The following is a 19,305-nucleotide window of genomic DNA, read 5'->3' as shown; positions in this document are numbered from 1 at the left end:
CTTCGTGACTCGCGCTAGACCCTGCGCGCGATCCAGCCTGCCGCCCAGCCCAGGAACACCGACAGCGCGACCGCGACCAGCCCATAGGTTACCGACGAGCGATCCGCGGCGCGCGCGACGAATCGCTCGAAACCCGATTTGCGGATGTCGATATCGCGCACCGCGGCCGCCAGCACGCGACCGTCGCGGATCAGGAACGTCTCCGCGGTGAAGCGGCCGACGGGCACGCGAGCGGGGATCGATACGCGCGCACGGTAGAGTACGCCGTCGGTGATCTCGACCGCGCGGGGCGCCTCGTAATACAGGCCGGCGCGGCGCTTGAGGTCGACGAGCCCCTTCTGGAAGCGGTCCTGGATCGGCGCCGGTGCACTCGACGCCGGCGACAATTGCAGGCTGTCGAGGCCGAGTTCGTAGATCGCTCTTGTCCGGTCGTCGACCAGGCGGCCGATCGGCTTGGACGAGGCGATCGCGTAGAAGCTGGGGGCCGAGCGGTATCGCAGGCGCGCGGCATTGACCCAGATGCCGGCGACCTTCTCCTTCTCGCGCATCAGGATCGACTGGGTCGGACCTTTCACGACGACGACAACGTCGGTGGGTTGCTCACCGGTCGGCAGGCGGCCACCGGGATAAAGAATCGCACCGAACAGCAGCAGTTCGGCGCCGGTGAAGCTGTAGGCGATCTCGATATTGCGTTGCGACACGTCGGGGACGAGCACGGGTTTCGCCTGCGCCATCAGCAGCGGCGCGAGCAGTACGAGCCAGCCGGGCTTCACGACAGCGTGACCGAGAAGATTTCCTCGGGCCGCCAGACGAGCCCCAGCAGGATGCGCGCGCCGACCAGCAGCACCATGATGGCGAGTCCGAGGCGCAGATATTCGGGCCGGAACTTGGTCGCGAACCGCGCGCCGACCTGCGCGCCCACCACCGAGCCGAGCAGGAGCAACGCCGCCAGAACGATGTCGACCGCCTTGGTGGTGGTCGCATGCACCATCGTCGCCACCGCGGTAACGAACAGCGTCTGGAACAGCGACGTGCCGACCACCACCGACGTCGCCATGCCGAGCAGGTAGATCATCGCGGGGACGAGGATGAAGCCGCCGCCGATGCCGAGCAGGATCGTCAGGATACCGGTGAAGAAGCCTAGCAACAGCGGTGCCAGCGGGGAGATATAGAGGCCCGACGCGTAGAAGCGCGTCCTGAGCGGGAGCGCGGCGACGAGCGGATGATGGCGGCGTTTGCGCGCCTTCGGGGGCCGTCCCGTACGCGTACGACCGATCGTGCCGATCGATTCCTTCGCCATCAGGCCGCCGATCGATCCCAGCATGACGACGTAGACGATCGCGATCACGGTATCGATCTGGCCGCTCTGCTGAAGCAACCGGAACAGCCACGCGCCGAAGAACGAGCCGAGGATGCCGCCTGCGACGAGCACCCCGCCCATCTTGGTATCGACGCCCTTGCGGCGGAAATGCGCGAACACGCCCGAGACGCTGGCGCCGGTCACCTGGCTCGCGGACGAGGCGGCTGCGACGGTCGGCGGGATGCCATAGACGATCAGCAACGGCGTCGTCAGGAAGCCGCCGCCGACCCCGAACATCCCCGACAAAAGCCCGACGCCCCCGCCCAGCAGGATGATGACGAGCGCGTTGACCGACAGGTTGGCGACGGGGAGATACAGATCCACGGCCGCAGCGTTACACCGGATTGCGTAAGCGGGGCTAGGCTCGACCTGTCAGAAGTCGCTACCGATTGACAAGGCCGGCCCTGATCCCGGGCGGGCGCCGCCGACGATGCGTTCGCGCCAGTCGAGCGCCAGTCGGATCGTCTTGCGTGCGACCGGTAGCGTGGCGACGATCGAGGGTCCGACATCGAAGCGCCCGGCGTCGCGCTGTGCGCTTCCCCAGGCGCCGATGCCGATGTCGACGCTGGCTCCCCCGACCTTGCCGATCGAATATGTGACGCGGGCCGAGGCATCGACGAAACCTTCGATTCGGTCACGACCGATCGCACCCGCCTGCCCATAGGCTTCGAGCCGAACGCAGGGCGCGATGTCGGAGGGACCGTAGCCGGCGATCACGCCCAATGTCGGACCACCGCGGCCGCCATCGAGAACGAAACGCTGTTCGGCGACCAACCGGATCGGCAGGCGGGTGGGTTGCCATTCGATCCCCACCGCGGCCTCGCGCCCGGCGCCCTTCAAAGGCGTGGCGATCCGTGCGGCGAGCGCGAACCGACGTCGGTGTCCGAGAGCGTAGGTAAGCCGCATGCCCCCTTGCGACGCGCCGAGTTGGCCACCAGAGACCGTCCCGGCCGGGCCGCCCCGGACGAGCAGCCACGCGCTGCCGTTGAGCCGACGGGCATCGCGCACGCGAGCCGGCGGCGCCCGCGGTGACGGAATCGCCTCTAGCGTGCGATCCTCTATCGACAGAGCCTTCGTAGCGCGTCGCGCACCGACGACGATCGGTTCGGTGGCCTGCCAGGGCATGACCGCATATTCGCTGGCATCGATGACGATCCGGACGGCCGGTACCACGGCGATACCTGATACCAGCTCGGCAGGAGGACTCGGCAGGGGGGGACCGTGGATCGCCGCGGCGACATCGGGGACAAGTATCTTTATCAGTTCGGGGAGCATCCTGGACTGTGGCAGCACGACGACCTCGGGAAGCAGCAGCGCGACCCGAACCAGGATCCACCCCCCCAGTGCCAGCGCCAGAAACCGGAGCGGGAGTCCACCGGTCATTCAGTGCGCGCAGCCCCGGTTGCGAAGCAGGGCGTAACGCCGGGCGAAAGGTCGGGAAATTCGTGGCGCGTCTTGTCCCACACCGGCGGCGCACCCCGGAGCATACCGATGTAGAGGATTACCGCACGCGGCGCCGCCATCAACGAGACGAAATTCCCGACGAAGAAGCGCGGCAACGCCCACAGCGCCTCCCGCATGCCGTAGCTGCGGCCGGTGAACAGCATGCGCATCGCAAGGCGCCAAGCCAGCAGCACGGTATTCGCCCCGAGCAGCCAGCCTGCGATCGGTGCCGCACCGCTGGAAAAAGGCAACGCCGCGCCCAGCAACCAGTGCACGATCATCGACAGACCCCATGCCGGTATCGCCACATATGCGACTGCAACGACGATCACCGCGAGCGGTCCACGCCGATCCCGCATCCGCATCCAGTGATCGGCAAGAGCTCGAGGGCGGCTCCAACCGGTCCGATCCCAACCGGCGAGCGCGATGCCGGTCATCCAGCGGGTCTTTTGCCGGATCGACTCCTTCATCGTACCGGGGAAATAAGCGCGGACCGCAACGACCTGTCCGGTGTCGCCTGTCGCGACGCGGGCAAATATTCCGCGAGCACCGAGTTCGGCCAACCTCAGCCCGAGCTCGTAATCCTCGGTCAGGCTCGAGGCGTCGAACGGATCGCCACCGCGCGCCTGCGCAATTCGTGTCAGCAAGCCCGGCGCAACCGCACATCCGGTTCCGGCAAGCGGCATGCCGGCGCCCAATGCCGTCCGCACGATGATCTGCTTTGCATGAGATTCCGCGAACTCGTCGGCATAATGCCCCGACACCAGCTTCGCCCGGTGATTGACGAGCGGCAGGACGGGCAGTTGCACGACGTCGTACCGCTCGATCAGGCTGTCGACGACCCGCAGTTCGCTTGCGTCGACGACGTCCTCGGCGTCATGCAGCACGATCGCCTTGGTAAGCCCTTGATCGCGCGCATCGTCGCGGCGCAATGCGTGCCACAGCGTATTGAGGCAATCGGCCTTCGTCGTCGGTCCGTCGCGAGCCCCGATGACCAGCCGCACTCGCGCATCCCACTTGGCGACCGCAGCAACGGCATCGACCGTGCCGCGGTCGTTGGGATAGACGCCGACGTAAATCCGGTAGTCGTCGTGTTCGTAACGGGAGAGCGCGGTCGTCAGCATCTCGCCGATCACTGCAACTTCATCCCAAGCCGCAACGAACACGACGATCCGCCTTGGCCGAACTGGTGCGGGCAAGGTCGCGGTATTCAGGCGAGGCCGGTGTCCCTGGCGAAGACGCAACACGATGAAGATGATATCGACCACCACGTCGTCGAGCCCGCCGATCAGGAGGCCGACGCTCGCGAACAGCAACGTCTCGCGGGCTATCGCATCGACGATCCACAGCGACTCGGTCACGGCCCCACCCCCAATGCCGGAGGTACAGCACGTCCAGTCCAATACGGACTCAGTTCGGTCGGGAACGGATGTTTGTAAGTTTCACGCTATAATTCAGCCGATGAACGGACAATTGCCTGAACCATTGCGGTCGGCGAACATTATGTCTCCGATCCCTTTCCCCCCTTTCGGGATCGGCGCCGATGATGCCCGGCCCGGCCGCACCGCTGCTCAGGCAAACGGTGCGGCCTAACCGGGCCTCCGGACTATCCGTCGGATACCTGGCGCTTACGGCCGGTTGCGGCCGCCGCCACCGGTGTTGCTGCCACTGCCCTGACCGCCGCCGGCACCTGCCGCGCCGACCGTACCGATATTGCCGAACAGATCCTGGAAGAAACCGCGCTCGCGACCCAGCGTCGGCGTCTTCTTGCCGTACGGCGTGATCGAGGCGACCTGGTCGAGTCCGCCGCGGCGAATCGCGGTAACGATCCCGTTCTGGTCAAAGCTGATCTGCAACGTGATCTGCGCGTTCGGGCGCGGATTGCGGAAGGCGAGGTTGCGGCTGTCGCGCGCGAGATAATACCAGTCGCCCTGGTCGAACTGGCCCGCGAGCGTCGGCTTGCCGAGCGTCTGGAGCACCGACTGGCGGTTGTCCACGCCCGGCTGGACCGAGTTGACGAGGTCGGTATCGACCACATAGCCCTGGTGCGAGCGCAACTGGGTGCAGCCCCCACTGGCCAATGCGGCGACCGCAAGTGCGGCGGCGAGACCCGTACGGGCGGAAAACACGCTCATATAAACTCCCAACCGGGGCACGCGAAAACACGTGACGGGTCCCACGCGATTGCATCGGCCGCCGATCGCCTCGATATGCGAGGATGCGCGGGCAAACAAGCCGAAGCGCAGCTTCGTGTTGAGGACGATAGATTTTGAGCTGGTTGGGAAGACTGCTCGGCGAGAAGCCCGACGAGGCGCTGCCGCTGTATAACGCCGTCGTCGGCCGGGCGCGCGCGGAACATTGGTACCGGGAGGGCGCGGTGCCGGACACGGTCGACGGCCGGTTCGACATGATCGCGACGCTGCTGGCGATCGTCATGCTGCGGCTCGAAACGGAGCCCGCTGGCGGCGAACCCGCGGCGCGTCTGGCCGAACGCTTCGTCGACGATATGGACGGGCAGCTCCGCGAGATCGGGATCGGCGACATCATCGTTGGCAAGCATATCGGCAAGATGATGAGCATGCTCGGCGGGCGACTCGGGGCCTACCGCGACGGGCTGGCGGCGGGCGATATCGCGCCGGCCTTGGTGCGTAACCTGTACCGCGGCGCGGCGCCGGACGATGCCGCGCTGATGCATGTTCGCGAGTCGGTGATGGCGTTTCACGCCGGGCTGGCGGCGATTCCTTTACCGAATCTGTTATCTGGAGAATTGCCGTGAAGCCCGAGTTCAGCCGCCCCGAACGCCTCGACACGATCGGCGAGCGCGAGCGGATCGTCGAGATCGCCGCGACCGAGGACGAGCGCGCGGCACTGGCGAAGCGGTTCGACCTGTTGTCGATCACACGACTCGACGCAAGACTCGGGATCAAGCGCACCGATAGCGGCATCGTCGTGAAGGGCCGCGTGACCGGTGCGGCGGTGCAGGCGTGCTCGGTGACCGACGAACCGCTCGATACGAAGATCGACGAGCCGGTCGCGCTGTTGTTCGTCGATCAACTGGTGTCGGAGGGCGACGAGGTCGAACTGTCCGACGATGCCCTCGACACGGTCGCGATCGAGGGCGGCACGATCGATCTTGGCGAAGCCGCGGCGGACACGCTGGCGCTGGCGATCGATCCGTTTCCAAGGGGGCCAAACGCGGCGGCGGCGCTGGCGGCGGCGGGGGTGATCAGCGAAGACGAGTTCCGGCCGGCGAATGCGTTCTCGGATCTGAAGGCGCGGATGGCGGAGAAGAGCTGACCCTTGCTCCCCTCCCTAGAAGGGAGGGGTTGGGGGTGGGTCGGCCCGTTGTTTGAGGGCTTGGGTCGCCAACAGGCCGACCCACCCCCGGCCCCTCCCTTCCAGGGAGGGGTGAAGAACAGCGCTGGCTCTGCGACGTCCCCCAACTGGGCCCCGCCTTCGCGGAGAAACAACGCTTTAGTCCGCGTCGGGACCTAGGGTCGGGTCAAGATCGCGGGGTCGGATAAAGCGGGTCAGGCGAGCCGTACCTGCCACAACATCGCCCCAGTCCCCCTCGAACTGAAGCTCCGCAATGCTCGCCGTTGGATACTTGTCCTCGACCGCATCGCGCAGCGGATCGGCCCCATCCGCGACCAGCATCAGGACGAGATCCTCCAACCCGGGATTATGCCCGACCAGCAGCGCACTCTCCGCCTCGGCCGGAAACCCGTGGACCACATCCAGCAAGGTCGCCGCCGACGCCAGATACACCCGCCGATCCAACGTCGGCGCGATCGTCCGGCCATAGCCCGATTCGATCTGCTCCAAGGTCTCCGAAACGCGCACCGCCGGCGACGCGATCGCATAATCGAACGCGAGCCCCAGCGACCGCATGTGCCGGCCCACCATCGCCGCGGCCCGCTTGCCCTTGGCATTGAGCGGGCGGTCGAAATCGCGCGCGACCGGATCGTCCCAGCCGGACTTGGCGTGGCGCAACAGCGTCAGCGTCTTCATGGGAATCCTCAAGCCGGTTCGCGGCTTTCATGCCCTACCGACGCTCGCGAGGAAAGCCGGCTTGCGACTCGGGCCACCGCTTCTTCGAGCGTGACGCGCGCGATCGGCACGCCCGGGGGGAACGCGCTGAGCAGGCGCGAGGGCATCGCGGCGGACAGCATCACGAACACCCCGGAATCGTCGGCGCGGCGGATAAGACGGCCGAACGCCTGCGCGAGGCGCGCGCGCACGAGCCGGTCGTCATACGCCGAACCGCCGCCCGCGAGCCTGCGTGCGGCATGCAGAACGGAAGGTTTCGCCCAGGGCACGCCCTCCATCACGACAAGCCGCAGCGACTCGCCGGGCACGTCGACGCCGTCGCGCAGTGCATCGGTGCCGAGCAACGATGCCCCCGGATCGTCTCGGAAGATGTCGACCAGCGTGCCGGTATCGATCGGATCGACGTGCTGTGCGTGGAGCGGCAGGCCTTCGCGCGCGAGTCGATCGGCGATGCGCCCATGCACGCCGCGCAGACGCCGGATCGCCGTGAACAGTCCGAGCGTGCCGCCGCGACTGGCGACGATCAGCTGCCCATAGGCATTGGCGAGCGCGCCGATATCGCCGCGTTTAACGTCGGTGACGATCAGGACTTCGGCCTGGCGCGTATAGTCGAACGGGCTCTTCGCCTCGAACCGGGCGGCTGGGCGCAGGAGATGCGGCGCACCGGTGCGGGCTTCTGCGACCTCCCAGTCACCGCCGCCGGTGAGAGTCGCCGAGGTAACCAGTGCACCGTGCGCGGGCTTCAGGACGATCTCGGCGAACGGCCGGGTCGGATCGAGCCAGTGGCGGTGGAGGCCGATATCGAACTCGCGCCCTTCGATCCGGTCGACCGCGAGCCAGTCGACGAAATCGCCATCGACCGGCCCGCCGACGCGCGCGAGCAGCGACAGCCACGACGCCACCGTCTCGGCGCGCCAGCCGATCGAGGCGATCGCACCCTCGACTCGCGCGCGGGCGGGCGCGTCCATCCAATCGGGCGCTTCGGCGAGCACGGCTTCGAGGCGGCGGCCGAGCGTGACGAGCGGGCGGACGAGTGCGTCGAGTGCTGCGGCGGCGGGCGCAGCGGCGTCAATCAGCGTGGCGTCTGGTTCTGCGAGTTCGGTCTCCAAACCATACCCCGCGTCGCCCGGTTGTTCGGCCCGCGCGTAGGTCAGCCCGCGAACGGCGGCGAGCAACGTCTCGATCGGCCCAAACGGCGCACCCTCGCCGAGGCGTTGCAGCCAGCCGTCGGACGCCAGCGCCCCCGCCGCCGTCACCGCATCGCTGATCGCCCGCGCACCCTGTTCGTCATAGCTGGCGAGATCGGACAGGCGTGCGGCGAGCCCCCGCCGCCGCCCGCGACCGGTCGATTCGGGGCCGAGGATCCAGCGGCGTAGTTCGATCGTCTCCGCACCGGTCAGCGCGGTCGCAAACATCGAATCGGCTGCGTCGAAGATGTGATGCCCCTCGTCGAACACGTAGCGCGTCGGCCGGGTTGCGAGCTCGCGCCCTCTGGCGGCGTTGACCATCACCAGCGCGTGGTTGGCGATGACGATGTCGGCGTCGGACGAGGCGCGGGCGGCGCGCTCGATGAAGCATTTCCGGTAGTGCGGGCAGCCCGCGTACACGCACTCGCCGCGCCGGTCGGTCAGCGCGGTCGAGCCGTTGCGGCGGAACAGCGTCGGAAGCCAGCCGGGCAGGTCGCCACCGACCATGTCGCCGTCGGCGCTATACGCGGCCCAGCGCGCGACGAGGTGCGCGAGAATCGCCGCGCGACCGGCGAACCCGCCTTGCAGCGCGTCCTCCAGGTTCAGCAGGCAAAGGTAATTCTCGCGCCCCTTCCGCGTGACGACCTTCGCCTTGCGGATCGCGGCGTCGGGATAGAGGCGTGCGGTTTCCTGGCCGAGTTGGCGTTGCAGCGTCTTAGTGTAGGTCGAGATCCATACCGCGCCGCCGGCCTTCTCCGCCCACAGCGAGGCGGGCGCGAGGTAGCCGAGCGTCTTGCCGATCCCGGTGCCGGCTTCAGCGAGGACAAGATTGGGCGTGTCGCGCATCGCCCGCGGCGCGAACGCAGCGGTGGCGGCGCCGGCGTAGGCGCGCTGGCCGGGACGTTCCTCGGCGCCGTGGCCGGTGAGGTCGACAAGCCGCGCCTCCGCATCCCCCGGCTCGATTGTCACGGTACGCGGAGCGGGTCGCGGCGCGTGCTCCTCCCATTCGGGGAGCGACGAGAACAGCCAGCGTTCGTTGACCGCGGGTTTCTTCAATCGCTCGGCAACGACCGGCGCCCAGGGCCAGCGGAGGCGGAACAGCGACTGCGCCGCGGTCCACGCGCCCTCGCGCTCGGGCCAGTCGCCATCGGTAAGCGCCAGCATTGCCTCGGCCGCACGCAGCAGAAACGGTGCAACCGCGGCATCCTCGCTCGGCACGTCGAGCCCGGTAACCCGCGCAATCCCCTTCGGCGTCGGCACGGCGAACTGTGCGGGGCGGAGGAACGCGTAGAGTTCGAGCAGGTCGAGCCCCGACAGGTCGGGATAGCCGAGTCGCTGCCCAACTAGCGGCGCGTTGAGCATGACGACCGGCGTATCGGCCGCGATCCGGATCGCCTCGCCCCGTCCGATCGGACGCGCGCTCTCGGCGTTCGCGATCCAGATGCCGGCGTGGCTGGCGTGGAGGGCAGGATAGCGAAGCACCGCGCGACCTTGCTGCAATGAGAACGAAAGGGCAACCTCTCGCTGCTTGTCCTCCCGCGAAGGCGGGAGCCCAGTCTGGATCCCCGCCTTCGCGGGGAAACACGCTTTCGGCGGTTTCAGCCTGATGTGCTGCACACCTCGCGGTTGTGCAAACCTCCACCAACAAACTCACCCATATCGGCCGTTACGCAACCGGCACGGTCCACGTGCGTTGCGCACTCATCGATACCGAACTTTACCTACATCAACAGGGACGATCATCATGCGGAAGTTTCTCATGGCGCTGAGCGCGCTTTCGCTCGCAATCCCGGCGGCTACCGTGATTCCCGCGGGCAAGGCCGAAGCACGCTCGAAGCGCGAATATCGCGGGCATGACCGTCGCTACCGCGCCAAGCGTTGCCGCCATTCGAGCGGCACGACCGGTCTTGTCGCAGGCGGCGTCGGCGGTGCGGTGCTCGGCAATGCGGTCGGCGGCGGGCTGCTCGGCACGCTGGCTGGTGGCGCGGCGGGTGCGCTCGGTGGCCGTGCGGTCGACCGGACGATCACCGCGAAGGATCGTTGCCGCTAAGACGCAGGCGGCGGTGGGGGTGACGGACGCGAGCGCAGGCGCTAGTCGCGCTGCATCATGACCGATGACATCCGCACCGCCGCCCTCGAGTCCAAAGCCTGGCCGTACGAGGAGGCGCGCAAACTCCTCAAGCGGTATCCGAACGGCAAGTCGGGCGATCCGGTGCTGTTCGAGACGGGCTACGGACCGTCGGGCCTGCCGCATATCGGCACGTTCAACGAGGTGCTGCGCACGACGATGGTGCGCAACGCCTTCCATGCGCTGAGCGACACGCCGACGCGGCTGATCGCGTTCTCCGACGACATGGACGGTCTTCGGAAAGTTCCGGACAACGTCCCCAACGGCGACATGCTGCGCGAACATCTCGGCAAACCGCTGACGCAGATTCCCGATCCATTCGGCACGCATTCGAGCTTTGCCGCGCATAACAACGCAATCCTGCGCGAATTCCTCGACCGCTACGGCTTCGACTACGAGTTCGCGTCGTCTACCGAATATTACACGTCCGGCCGCTTCGACGAGGCGTTGAAGGGTGTGCTCCGCCACTTCCAGGGCATCCAGGACGTGATGCTCCCGACGCTGCGGGCAGAACGTCGCGCAACCTATTCGCCGGTGCTACCGATCTCGCCGACCAGCGGCATCGTGCTTCAGGTGCCGATCGAGGTGATCGACGCCGAGGCAGGCTTGATCGCATTCGAAGACGAAGGCCAACGGATCGAGCAGAGCGTGCTGGGCGGTAAGGCCAAGCTACAGTGGAAGGTCGACTGGGCGATGCGCTGGGTCGCGCTAGGCGTCGATTACGAGATGGCGGGCAAGGACCTTATCGATTCGGTCACCCAGTCGTCGAAGATCGCGCGCGTGCTAGGCGGTCGGCCGCCCGAGGGCTTCAACTACGAGATGTTCCTCGACGAGAATGGCGAAAAGATCTCGAAGTCCAAGGGCAATGGGCTGAGCCTCGAGCAGTGGCTGACCTACGGCCCCGAGGAATCGCTGGCGTTCTACGCATACCGCGAGCCCAAGAAGGCGAAGTCGCTGCACATGGGCGTTATCCCGCGCGCGGTGGACGAATATTGGCAGTTCCGCGGCAATTATGCGGGCCAGGACCTGAAGCAGCGGCTCGGTAACCCGGTCCATCACATCCATGACGGCAAGCTGCCGACCGGCGAGCTGCCGGTGACGTTCGGGCTGCTCCTCAATCTCGTCGGGGTGATGGGCGATGCGAGCAAGGAGCAGGTCTGGGGCTATCTCGCGAATTACGTGCCCGATGCGTCGGCGGACAAATACCCCGAGCTCGACCGGCTGATCGGCTATGCGCTCGCCTACAGCCGCGATTTCGTCGCGCCGACGCTGAAGCGCCGCGCGCCCGAGGGTGTCGAGGTCGCGGCGCTGGAGCGGCTGGATGCAGAACTCGCGGCGTTGCCCGCGGACGCGAGCGCGGAGGATATCCAGAACATCGTCTACGAGATCGGCAAGACCGGCGGGTTCGAGAACCTGCGCGACTGGTTCAAGGCGCTGTACGAGACGTTGCTTGGGTCCGAGCAGGGTCCGCGGATGGGCAGCTTCATCGCGCTGTACGGCGTCGAGAACTCGCGGAAACTGATCGCGGAAGCATTGGCGCGGTAGAGCTTCACCCTCACTCCTCCCGAACCCGAACCCGAACGTTGAGGCCTACTTGCCGTCGGAATAAGCCACGTCGATCGCGCGAACATGGTAGCGTCCCGACGGCAATAGCAGACCGATGTCCTCACCTGGACGAATTGCTACTCGATCGACCGGGACCGAAGTATCCGGCTCGCCCAAGGGGCGGGCCTCGACCACACGCCACCCCTTTGTCGGTCGCAATGTGCGGGGGATGGTTACGACCCTGTCGCCTGCCATCTGACGCCAATCGGGCCGTCCGCGCGCGAACCGCTCGGTTGGGTGGTCGATGATCAGATCGAACGATCCGGCAGGTTGGTCCGAGGGCAGGGTCGCCAGTCGCGTGGTTTCGCTACCGCCCCGGCATGTCGTTTGTGAGATAGTAAGAGGATCAACGCCGGTTTTTTCTTTCAGCCGTGCAGCCATCCATCTCTGATCATCGGCCCGGGGAACTTCGGCTGCATGCGAATAGCCGACGTGAATCAGCAACTTGGAAGCCGGGTGGCCCTTTACGAATGCTGCCAGATTGTTGGCCTGCGCTTCTTCGCGTAGAGCAATTTGCTGGCTCCGACTGATGCCCTTGCTCGGCTCGTTGTGGATATTGTCCTCATACGGCAAAAAGCGATAACCAAGGGCCTTGGCCTGCCGCCCGAGCCGCCCATAGCCCGCTTCTGAAGAATAATGGCCGTCGTCATCGGAAAGATAGGGCAGGTCCGGATGGCCAAGCAGCGGGGGCAGATATCGCTGCGGTACGTTTGCCGGCGGGTTCGACAGCGTTTCCAGCCCCAACGTGTCGTAGCCCAATGGGCGCAGGTGTCGTGCCACTTCCGCAGTGAACCAGCGGTCACGCGATCGTTCATGGCTTTCGTTGATAATGACTATGGAAGTCTGTGCGGCTCGACGGACTATCTCATCTACCGGCGCTGTCGTCGTCATCGTTATCGGGGCAAATGGTAGGCAGTTCGTCGGCTTGTAATCGTCGCTGGACGCTGCGATCAGATCCTCGCGCCCGAATAAACTGAGTGTCTGCGTGTCGCCATCCGGTACGATTGGATGGTCTGGATCGATTTTCGACAGGCTATCTAACTTCCAAGAGATCATGGTAGGCAGAGTATTAGCCTGGACGACCTCGAATGGCGGTGAGAGTATGACGCGCTGACCCAACATGCCGGTTTGATCTGTTGCGCACGAACCGAGTAAAGCAACGAAGATCGCAGCAATGTTTCTGCGTGTTTTCGTATCTGGAACACGTCGGCGCATATTGAATGCTAACGGTCAGTTTTTTCGATTTCAACTGCTTTCGATGAGCGTGAGCGTTCCTGCGTTGTCCCTCGGGTTTCTGACGGAGACGCGGCTTCTGCAGGGACTGAAGAACGCCGGAAATCCGAGCATCGGTCGATGCACAAGCTTACGCAGTTGAAGCCCCAATTCGGTGCGGATCTATCAGCGTACGGCCCTAAACCGGAAGGCCCCATTCCCCTGATGAAGACGTTCCGCCAACCGCCGAACTGCGGCATGCGTGCCGATGGGGACCTTCAAAACGATCCATCGGTTCTGTCACCATGACGCGTAGGCAAGGGAAGCAAGAAATGCGGCTGTTCTTCGACGAGGCCCAGCGGACCCATGCGCCCGCGCGCGAACTGCATAACGGCGCGTTCACCGCCTACGCGGAGACGCCCGCGCGGGTCGATGCGATCCTGGGTGCGTCGGGGCCGGTCGTGGCGCCGGAGGACCGGGGCGAGGCGCCGATCCTCGCGGTGCACTCCCCCGCCTATGTCGCCTTCCTGAAAGACGCCGCGCGGGTGTGGCGCGAGGTGGGGCGCGAGGGCGATGCGATCCCCTACACCTTCCCGATCCGTGGTCGCCGTCCGCTCGACCTTACCCGGATCGACGCGCTGATCGGTGCGCACAGCTTCGATGCGACGACGCCGATCACGCCCGAGGCCTGGGCAGCCTCCTATGGCAGCGCGCAGTCCGCGCTCGCCGCGACCCACGTGGTCCTGGACGGTGACCGCGCGGCATTCGCGCTGTGCCGCCCGCCCGGCCATCACGCCGGCGCCGATTATTGCGGGGGATATTGCCACCTCAACACTGCCGCAATCGCCGCGCAGGCCGCGCACGACGCCGGCGTCGCGCGCGTCGCGATCCTCGACATCGACTATCACCACGGCAACGGCACGCAGGACATCTTCTATGCCCGAAGCGACGTGTTCTACGCCTCGGTCCATGCCGATCCGAAGACCGACTACCCGTTCTACTGGGGTCATGCCGACGAGACCGGCGAAGGCGAAGGACTTGGCACCACGCTGAACCTCCCCCTCCCGCACGGCACGACGATCGATGCCTTCCGTGCGGCACAGACCGATGCGCTCGACGCGATCGCAGCGTTCGATCCCGGCCTGCTGGTCGTCAGCTTCGGCGCGGATACGTGGGAGGGCGATCCGATCTCGCACTTCGCGCTGACCACGCCCGACTATGCGGTGCTCGCCGCCGATATCGCGGCACGCGGCTGGCCGACGGTCATCGTCATGGAAGGCGGCTACGCGGTCGACGCGCTGGGGCACAACGTCGCGAGTTTCCTTGGTGGGTTCTGAAACGCCGATCGCGACCGGTACGCCAGCCTATCGCCGGCTGACGCTGGCGATGCTGTTCGCGGGGTTCTCGACCTTCTCGCTGCTGTATTCGGTGCAGCCGTTGCTGCCGCTGTTCGCCGCGCAGTTCGGGCTGACCGCGGAAGGCGCATCGCTGGCGGTGTCGCTGGCGACCGGACCACTGGCGATCGGCATCCTATTCGCGGGGTTCGTGTCCGACCGCGTCGGTAGGCGACCGCTGATGATCGCGGCGATGTTCGCGGCGGGTGCGCTGACGCTGGCGGCGGCGATCGTGCCGGGGTGGAGCGGGTTGCTCGTGCTGCGCTTCCTGACCGGAGTCGCGCTCGCGGGTGTGCCGGCGGTAGCGATGGCCTATGTCGCGGAGGAGGTCGATGCGAGCTCGGTCGGCGCCGCAATGGGGCTGTATATCGCGGGCAGCGCGCTTGGGGGCATGGCCGGGCGGCTGGTCGTGAGCGTCGTCGCGGATCTCGAAGGCTGGCGCTGGGCGCTCGCCGCGGTCGGTGTCGCGGGGCTGGCGATGGCGGAGGCGTTCCGCCGGCTTGCGCCACTTTCGCGCAATTTCACGCCGAGCGTCGGGCGGCCGGGCGCGCTGCTGCGAAGCGCCGCGTCGCTGTTCACCGACCGCGCGATGCCACTGCTGTATCTCGAGGCGTTCCTGCTGATGGGCGTGTTCGTCACCGTCTATAATTATGCGGGCTTCCGGTTGATGAGCCCGCCCTACGGCCTCAGCCAGGCAGCGGTCGGCGGCGTGTTCCTGCTGTACGTGCTCGGTTCGGTGAGTTCGGCGAAGTTCGGCACGCTCGCGGGGCGGCTTGGGCGGCGAAAGGTCTTCTGGGTCCCGGTCGTGCTGCTGATCGCCGGCGTTGCGCTGACCGCGATGCAGCCGCTGGTGCTGGTGATCGCGGGGATCGCTGTGGTTACGGTGGGCTTCTTCGGCGCGCATTCGATCGCGAGCGCCTGGGTCGGGCGGCGCGCACAGGGTTCGCGCGGCCAGGCAGCGGCGTTCTATCTGTTCTTCTATTACATGGGGTCGAGCGTGCTGGGGTCGGCCGGTGGATTAGCCTGGACGCATGCCGGCTGGCCGGGCGTTACGGCGTTTTGCCTGTTGCTAGGCATAGCGGCGCTGGGGATCGGGCTGGCGCTGCGCACGGTGCCGCCACTGGTGGTCGAGCCACCGGCGCCGCAGCGGATGCCCGATCCCTGAGCAGCGACTTCCCCCCCTGAAAGGGAGGGGCTGGGGGCGGGTTGGCCAGTTCGAGTCACCAGAGCCCTGGAATTCGCGGAACCTGACCCACCCCGCCCCTCCCTTCCAGGGAGGGGAGAAGAGGTCCGGATTTGCTCCCCCGTCTATCGCGACGCTACATCGGTCGCATCGACCGGCGGCATCCCCACCATGCCCTTCGCGACGGCTTCGACCCGCTCCATGACGCGCAGCACGTTGCCACCGGACAGGTTGGAGAGGTCGCCATCGCTCCACCCCCGCCGCGCCAGTTCCGCGAACAACAGCGGATAGCCGTCGACGCCCTTCAGCCCGATCGGACCCGTCCCCTGGATCCCGTCGAAATCGCCGCCGATCCCGACATGGTCGTGGCCTGCGATCGTCGCAATGTGCTCGACATGATCGGCGACCGTCGCGGCGGTGACCTGCGGCTCCGGATGCCCCGCGTCCCAGGTGACCAGAGGCGCAGGGGATTTCGCACCGTAGACGTTCGCGGGTACGCCAACCGACTTCGCATAAGCCGAGCGCGCGACGTCCCACGCCCGCCACTCGCCCGACAGGAAGGACGGGTAGAAGTTCACCATCACCACGCCCCCGTTCGCGCCGATCGCGCGGAGTAGGTGGTCCGGGATATTGCGCGGCGCGTCGGCGATCGCTCGCGCGCTCGAGTGCGAGGCGATCACCGGCGCCTTGGTCGCGGCAAGCGCAGCGGCCATCGTCGCGTCCGAGACATGGCTGACGTCGACGATCATGCCGATGCGGTTCATCTCGGCCACCACCTGCCGCCCGAACACGCTGAGCCCGTTTGCGCGTGGCGCGTCGGTCGAGCTGTCCGCCCAGTTGAGGCTCTTGCCGTGCGTCAGCGTCATATAGGCGACGCCGAGCGCGCGATATTGCCGCAACACCGACAACCGCCCGTCGATCTGATGCCCGCCCTCGACGCCGATCAACGACGCGATCCGTCCCGCCTTCTCGATCCGGCGGATATCCGTGGCAGTCGTGGCAAGCTCGAAAATCGCCGGGTTCGCCGCGACGAAGCGGCGGACGATGTCGATCTCCTCCAGCGTCGTCCTCACCGGCTCGGGCGCGTCGGCGGGGATGTAGACCGACCAGAACTGGCCGCCGACATGGCCCTTGCGCAGGCGGGGAATATCGGTCTGGAGCGGGTTCGGCAGCCGCGCGGTGTCGACGGAAAGATCGACCGCCTCCACCTTAGCATCGTGCAACTCGCGTATCTCCCAGGCGAGGTCGTTATGCCCGTCGATCACCGGGCTCCGCTCGAGGACGCGCTCGACACGGCGGTAAAACGCAGCGTCCGGGCTCGCCTGCGCGGCCAGCAACAGGATTGCAGCGATCATCTCATTCCCCCCGGGCTCTGACATGACATAGTGCGGGACCTCGTGCCGATGGACAAGCCTTGAGCGATCTCCGCGCAGATCGCTGCGTGGCGCGGCCCGGAACCCCGAGCGCTAACGGGGCCCGAGTTGGTTCACCCATTCCTGGTTGTGGACGACGGTCGAGCGAACCGGGCGGCCAACGGCGTCGAGCCAGGGGCGGTAGCGGAAGCGCAACTCGATCAAGCGGCAGGTGGTCGCGTCGAGTACCGCATTGCCGCTGGAGCGCGTGACCATGCAGTGCGTGACGCTGCCGTCGGTCTCGACCGTGTAGCGTACGCCAACGACGCCACCGGCGCCGATCACCGCCTCGGCATTGGGGAAGTCCTTGTTCTTGAAACGGCCCTTGATGAGGCGGGGCTGCGTCTCCTCGCCACCGTCGCCGTCGCCATTTCCCGAGCGCCCGCTGCCGGTGCCGTTGCCCTCGCCGCCCGCGCCTTTGCCGGGTCCGGGTGTCGGGGCGGCGCCTGTCGTTGCGTCGCTGCCCGGGCCGGGCTTGAGGGCCGTGATAACTAGGGGTGGTGGGACGATCGGGGGGACGATCGACTTGGGAACGACGAGTTCGGTCGCCTTAGAGCGCAGGTTCGCGGGGGAGGCTGCGCCTTCGGGACGGTGGCTCTTCGCTGGACGGGGGATGATCTTTTCGGGCGGTGGTGGGGGTGGTTTAGGGCCGACCGTGAACGTCTTCAGGGCGTTGGGGATCGCGGTGGGGATGCTGACGCCGAGACCCAGGATCAGCGCGTAACCGATGACGGCGCAGAGAAGCGCGGCACTGGCCGCGGATATCAGGCGGTCGCGCGGGTTCGAGTGGACGCCGTACATGCAGGCTAATTGGGGAGGCGTGTGGTGGGCGGCAACGGGGTGGCAGACGTCTGGCGAGCGGGCCGTACCGGACCGAGAGCGCCTTTGGTTCTGGAACTCCTGCGCGGATGGACTGGGCCGCAGGTGAAGCGTGGTCGTCGAGAGATATCGGCTGCCAATCTCAAATCCACCACCCCGGCGAAGGCCGGGGCCCAGTTGGAAAGGTCGCAGTAACGTAGCGCTACGCTCCATGAGCGACGTCGCCCAACTGGGCCCCGGCCTTCGCCGGGGTGGTGCCCGCTTAAGCGCAACACGCTTCAGTTTGTCGGCGTATCGGTTCGACATCCGCAGACCTTCATGTTCGGCAGACATAGAAACGGGCGGCGCGACCAAGTCGCACCGCCCGTTCATGGCGCGCGACGCGGGGGTAAATCCCGCGTCGTCGGTCGGCACTGAGGCGCCGCCGGCCGGGCTAGCTGTTGCGCTAGGCTTCGCCTTGCGCATCGGCTTTCGCCTACAGCTTCGCCGTCAACTCCGGCACGATCTTGAACAGATCGCCGACCAGGCCGATGTCCGCGACCTGGAAGATCGGTGCGTCCTCGTCCTTGTTGATCGCGATGATGACCTTCGAGTCCTTCATCCCCGCAAGATGCTGGATCGCGCCCGAGATGCCCACCGCGACATACACTTCCGGCGCGACGATCTTGCCGGTCTGGCCGACCTGATAGTCGTTCGGCGCGTAGCCTGCGTCGACCGCGGCGCGCGAGGCACCGACACCGGCGCCTAGCTTGTCCGCGAGCGGATCGATCGTCGCATGGAACTGCTCGCTCGAAGCCAGCGCACGGCCGCCCGAGACGATGATCTTCGCGCTCGTCAGCTCGGGACGCTCGTTCTTCGCGATCTCCGAGCCGGCGAAGGTCGACAGACCCTTGTCGCCGGTCGACGCGACAGCTTCGATCTCGCCCGAGCCACCCTCGGTCGCAGCCTTGGCGAATGCCGTGCCGCGGACCGTGATGACCTTCTTCGCGTCGGTCGACTGCACCGTCGCGATCGCATTGCCGGCATAGATCGGCCGCGTGAACGTGTCTTCGCTCTCGACCGACAGGATGTCGCTGATCTGCATGACGTCGAGCAGCGCGGCGACGCGCGGCGCGATGTTCTTGCCGTGCGTGGTCGACGGCGCGACGAACGCATCGTGCGTGCCCATCAGTTCGACGATCAGGGGCGCAACGTTCTCGGCGAGCGCATGCGCGAACGCGGTGTCGTCGGCGACATGCACCTTGCCGACGCCGGCGATCTTGGCGGCTTCGGCGGCGACACCGTCGACGCCCTGACCAACGACCAGCAGATGGACTTCGCCGAGCTGCGACGCGGCTGTGACCGCCGACAGCGTAGCATCCTTGACGGCCTGACCGTCATGTTCGACCCAAACCAATGTCTTCATATCATGAACTCCTGCAATCCCTTGTCCGTTCGCCCTGAGCGAAGTCGAAGGGCATCTCCCGCGTCGGTGCTTCAACTTCGCTCAGCACGAACGGGGGTGGGGATCAT

17 protein-coding genes are annotated in these 19,305 nt (G+C 66.6%); 6 read left to right on the top strand and 11 right to left on the bottom strand.

Annotated elements, in window-relative coordinates; translation table 11 throughout:
* Positions 1-14: 14 nt before the first annotated feature.
* The 5 genes from AC1MH0_RS12285 to AC1MH0_RS12265 form a co-directional block, all read right to left on the bottom strand.
* Positions 15-734, bottom strand: a complete 720-nt coding sequence (locus AC1MH0_RS12285; RefSeq protein WP_480965736.1) for a TIGR02186 family protein — start codon at positions 732-734, stop codon at positions 15-17.
* A 35-nt stretch (positions 735-769) separates the two neighbouring features.
* Positions 770-1,684, bottom strand: coding sequence for a sulfite exporter TauE/SafE family protein (locus tag AC1MH0_RS12280; protein ID WP_480963010.1), 915 nt, complete (start codon positions 1,682-1,684; stop codon positions 770-772).
* Between the two features lie 48 nt (positions 1,685-1,732).
* Entirely contained in the window at positions 1,733-2,743 is a 1,011-nt protein-coding gene (locus AC1MH0_RS12275) for a hypothetical protein (protein WP_480963009.1), read from the bottom strand.
* Complete coding sequence (locus tag AC1MH0_RS12270) at positions 2,740-4,164, bottom strand: glycosyl transferase family protein (protein WP_480963008.1); 1,425 nt, start codon at positions 4,162-4,164, stop codon at positions 2,740-2,742. The genes AC1MH0_RS12275 and AC1MH0_RS12270 overlap by 4 nt, the downstream gene beginning before the upstream one ends.
* Before the next feature lie 267 nt (positions 4,165-4,431).
* The gene (locus AC1MH0_RS12265) at positions 4,432-4,938 is read right to left on the bottom strand and encodes an outer membrane protein assembly factor BamE (protein WP_480963007.1); all 507 of its coding nucleotides are present in this window, start codon (positions 4,936-4,938) and stop codon (positions 4,432-4,434) included.
* A gap of 134 nt (positions 4,939-5,072) precedes the next feature.
* Here AC1MH0_RS12265 and AC1MH0_RS12260 point away from each other — a divergent pair, with 134 nt between their 5' ends.
* Positions 5,073-5,579, top strand: coding sequence for a ubiquinol-cytochrome C chaperone family protein (locus tag AC1MH0_RS12260; protein ID WP_480963006.1), 507 nt, complete (start codon positions 5,073-5,075; stop codon positions 5,577-5,579).
* Positions 5,576-6,100 carry a YceD family protein gene (locus AC1MH0_RS12255; protein WP_480963005.1) on the top strand — a complete coding sequence of 175 codons (525 nt, stop codon included), beginning with the start codon at positions 5,576-5,578 and terminating at the stop codon, positions 6,098-6,100. The genes AC1MH0_RS12260 and AC1MH0_RS12255 overlap by 4 nt, the downstream gene beginning before the upstream one ends.
* A 177-nt stretch (positions 6,101-6,277) precedes the next feature.
* Here the strand turns inward: AC1MH0_RS12255 and AC1MH0_RS12250 are convergent, their stop codons facing one another.
* Positions 6,278-6,814: a SixA phosphatase family protein gene (locus AC1MH0_RS12250; protein WP_480963004.1), complete on the bottom strand. Its 537-nt coding sequence runs from the start codon at positions 6,812-6,814 to the stop codon at positions 6,278-6,280.
* Between the two features lie 8 nt (positions 6,815-6,822).
* A complete protein-coding gene (locus tag AC1MH0_RS12245; RefSeq protein ID WP_480963003.1) occupies positions 6,823-9,522 on the bottom strand; it encodes an ATP-dependent DNA helicase in 2,700 nt (899 codons plus the stop codon).
* A 262-nt stretch (positions 9,523-9,784) separates the two neighbouring features.
* On the opposite strand from AC1MH0_RS12245, the gene AC1MH0_RS12240 reads away from it, so the two are divergent.
* Positions 9,785-10,090 carry a hypothetical protein gene (locus tag AC1MH0_RS12240; RefSeq protein ID WP_480963002.1) on the top strand — a complete coding sequence of 102 codons (306 nt, stop codon included), beginning with the start codon at positions 9,785-9,787 and terminating at the stop codon, positions 10,088-10,090.
* A gap of 57 nt (positions 10,091-10,147) precedes the next feature.
* Positions 10,148-11,713, top strand: a complete 1,566-nt coding sequence (locus AC1MH0_RS12235; protein ID WP_480963001.1) for a lysine--tRNA ligase — start codon at positions 10,148-10,150, stop codon at positions 11,711-11,713.
* A 45-nt stretch (positions 11,714-11,758) separates the two neighbouring features.
* Here the strand turns inward: AC1MH0_RS12235 and AC1MH0_RS12230 are convergent, their stop codons facing one another.
* A complete protein-coding gene (locus AC1MH0_RS12230; protein ID WP_480963000.1) occupies positions 11,759-12,988 on the bottom strand; it encodes a hypothetical protein in 1,230 nt (409 codons plus the stop codon).
* Between the two features lie 329 nt (positions 12,989-13,317).
* On the opposite strand from AC1MH0_RS12230, the gene AC1MH0_RS12225 reads away from it, so the two are divergent.
* The gene (locus tag AC1MH0_RS12225; RefSeq protein WP_480962999.1) at positions 13,318-14,322 is read left to right on the top strand and encodes a histone deacetylase family protein; all 1,005 of its coding nucleotides are present in this window, start codon (positions 13,318-13,320) and stop codon (positions 14,320-14,322) included.
* Positions 14,312-15,544, top strand: a complete 1,233-nt coding sequence (locus AC1MH0_RS12220; protein ID WP_480962998.1) for an MFS transporter — start codon at positions 14,312-14,314, stop codon at positions 15,542-15,544. Before AC1MH0_RS12225 ends, AC1MH0_RS12220 begins: the two co-directional genes overlap by 11 nt.
* Before the next feature lie 143 nt (positions 15,545-15,687).
* Here the strand turns inward: AC1MH0_RS12220 and AC1MH0_RS12215 are convergent, their stop codons facing one another.
* The 3 genes from AC1MH0_RS12215 to AC1MH0_RS12205 form a co-directional block, all read right to left on the bottom strand.
* A complete protein-coding gene (locus AC1MH0_RS12215; RefSeq protein ID WP_480962997.1) occupies positions 15,688-16,917 on the bottom strand; it encodes a dipeptidase in 1,230 nt (409 codons plus the stop codon).
* Between the two features lie 111 nt (positions 16,918-17,028).
* The gene (locus tag AC1MH0_RS12210) at positions 17,029-17,775 is read right to left on the bottom strand and encodes an energy transducer TonB (RefSeq protein ID WP_480962996.1); all 747 of its coding nucleotides are present in this window, start codon (positions 17,773-17,775) and stop codon (positions 17,029-17,031) included.
* 493 nt (positions 17,776-18,268) lie between these two features.
* Positions 18,269-19,198 (bottom strand): electron transfer flavoprotein subunit alpha/FixB family protein, encoded by a 930-nt coding sequence (locus AC1MH0_RS12205; RefSeq protein WP_480962995.1) that lies wholly within the window; start codon positions 19,196-19,198, stop codon positions 18,269-18,271.
* Between the last annotated feature and the right edge of the window lie 107 nt (positions 19,199-19,305).

This window comes from Sphingomonas sp. AP28 (assembly GCF_056680455.1).
This window is presented reverse-complemented; position numbering and strand designations above follow the sequence as displayed.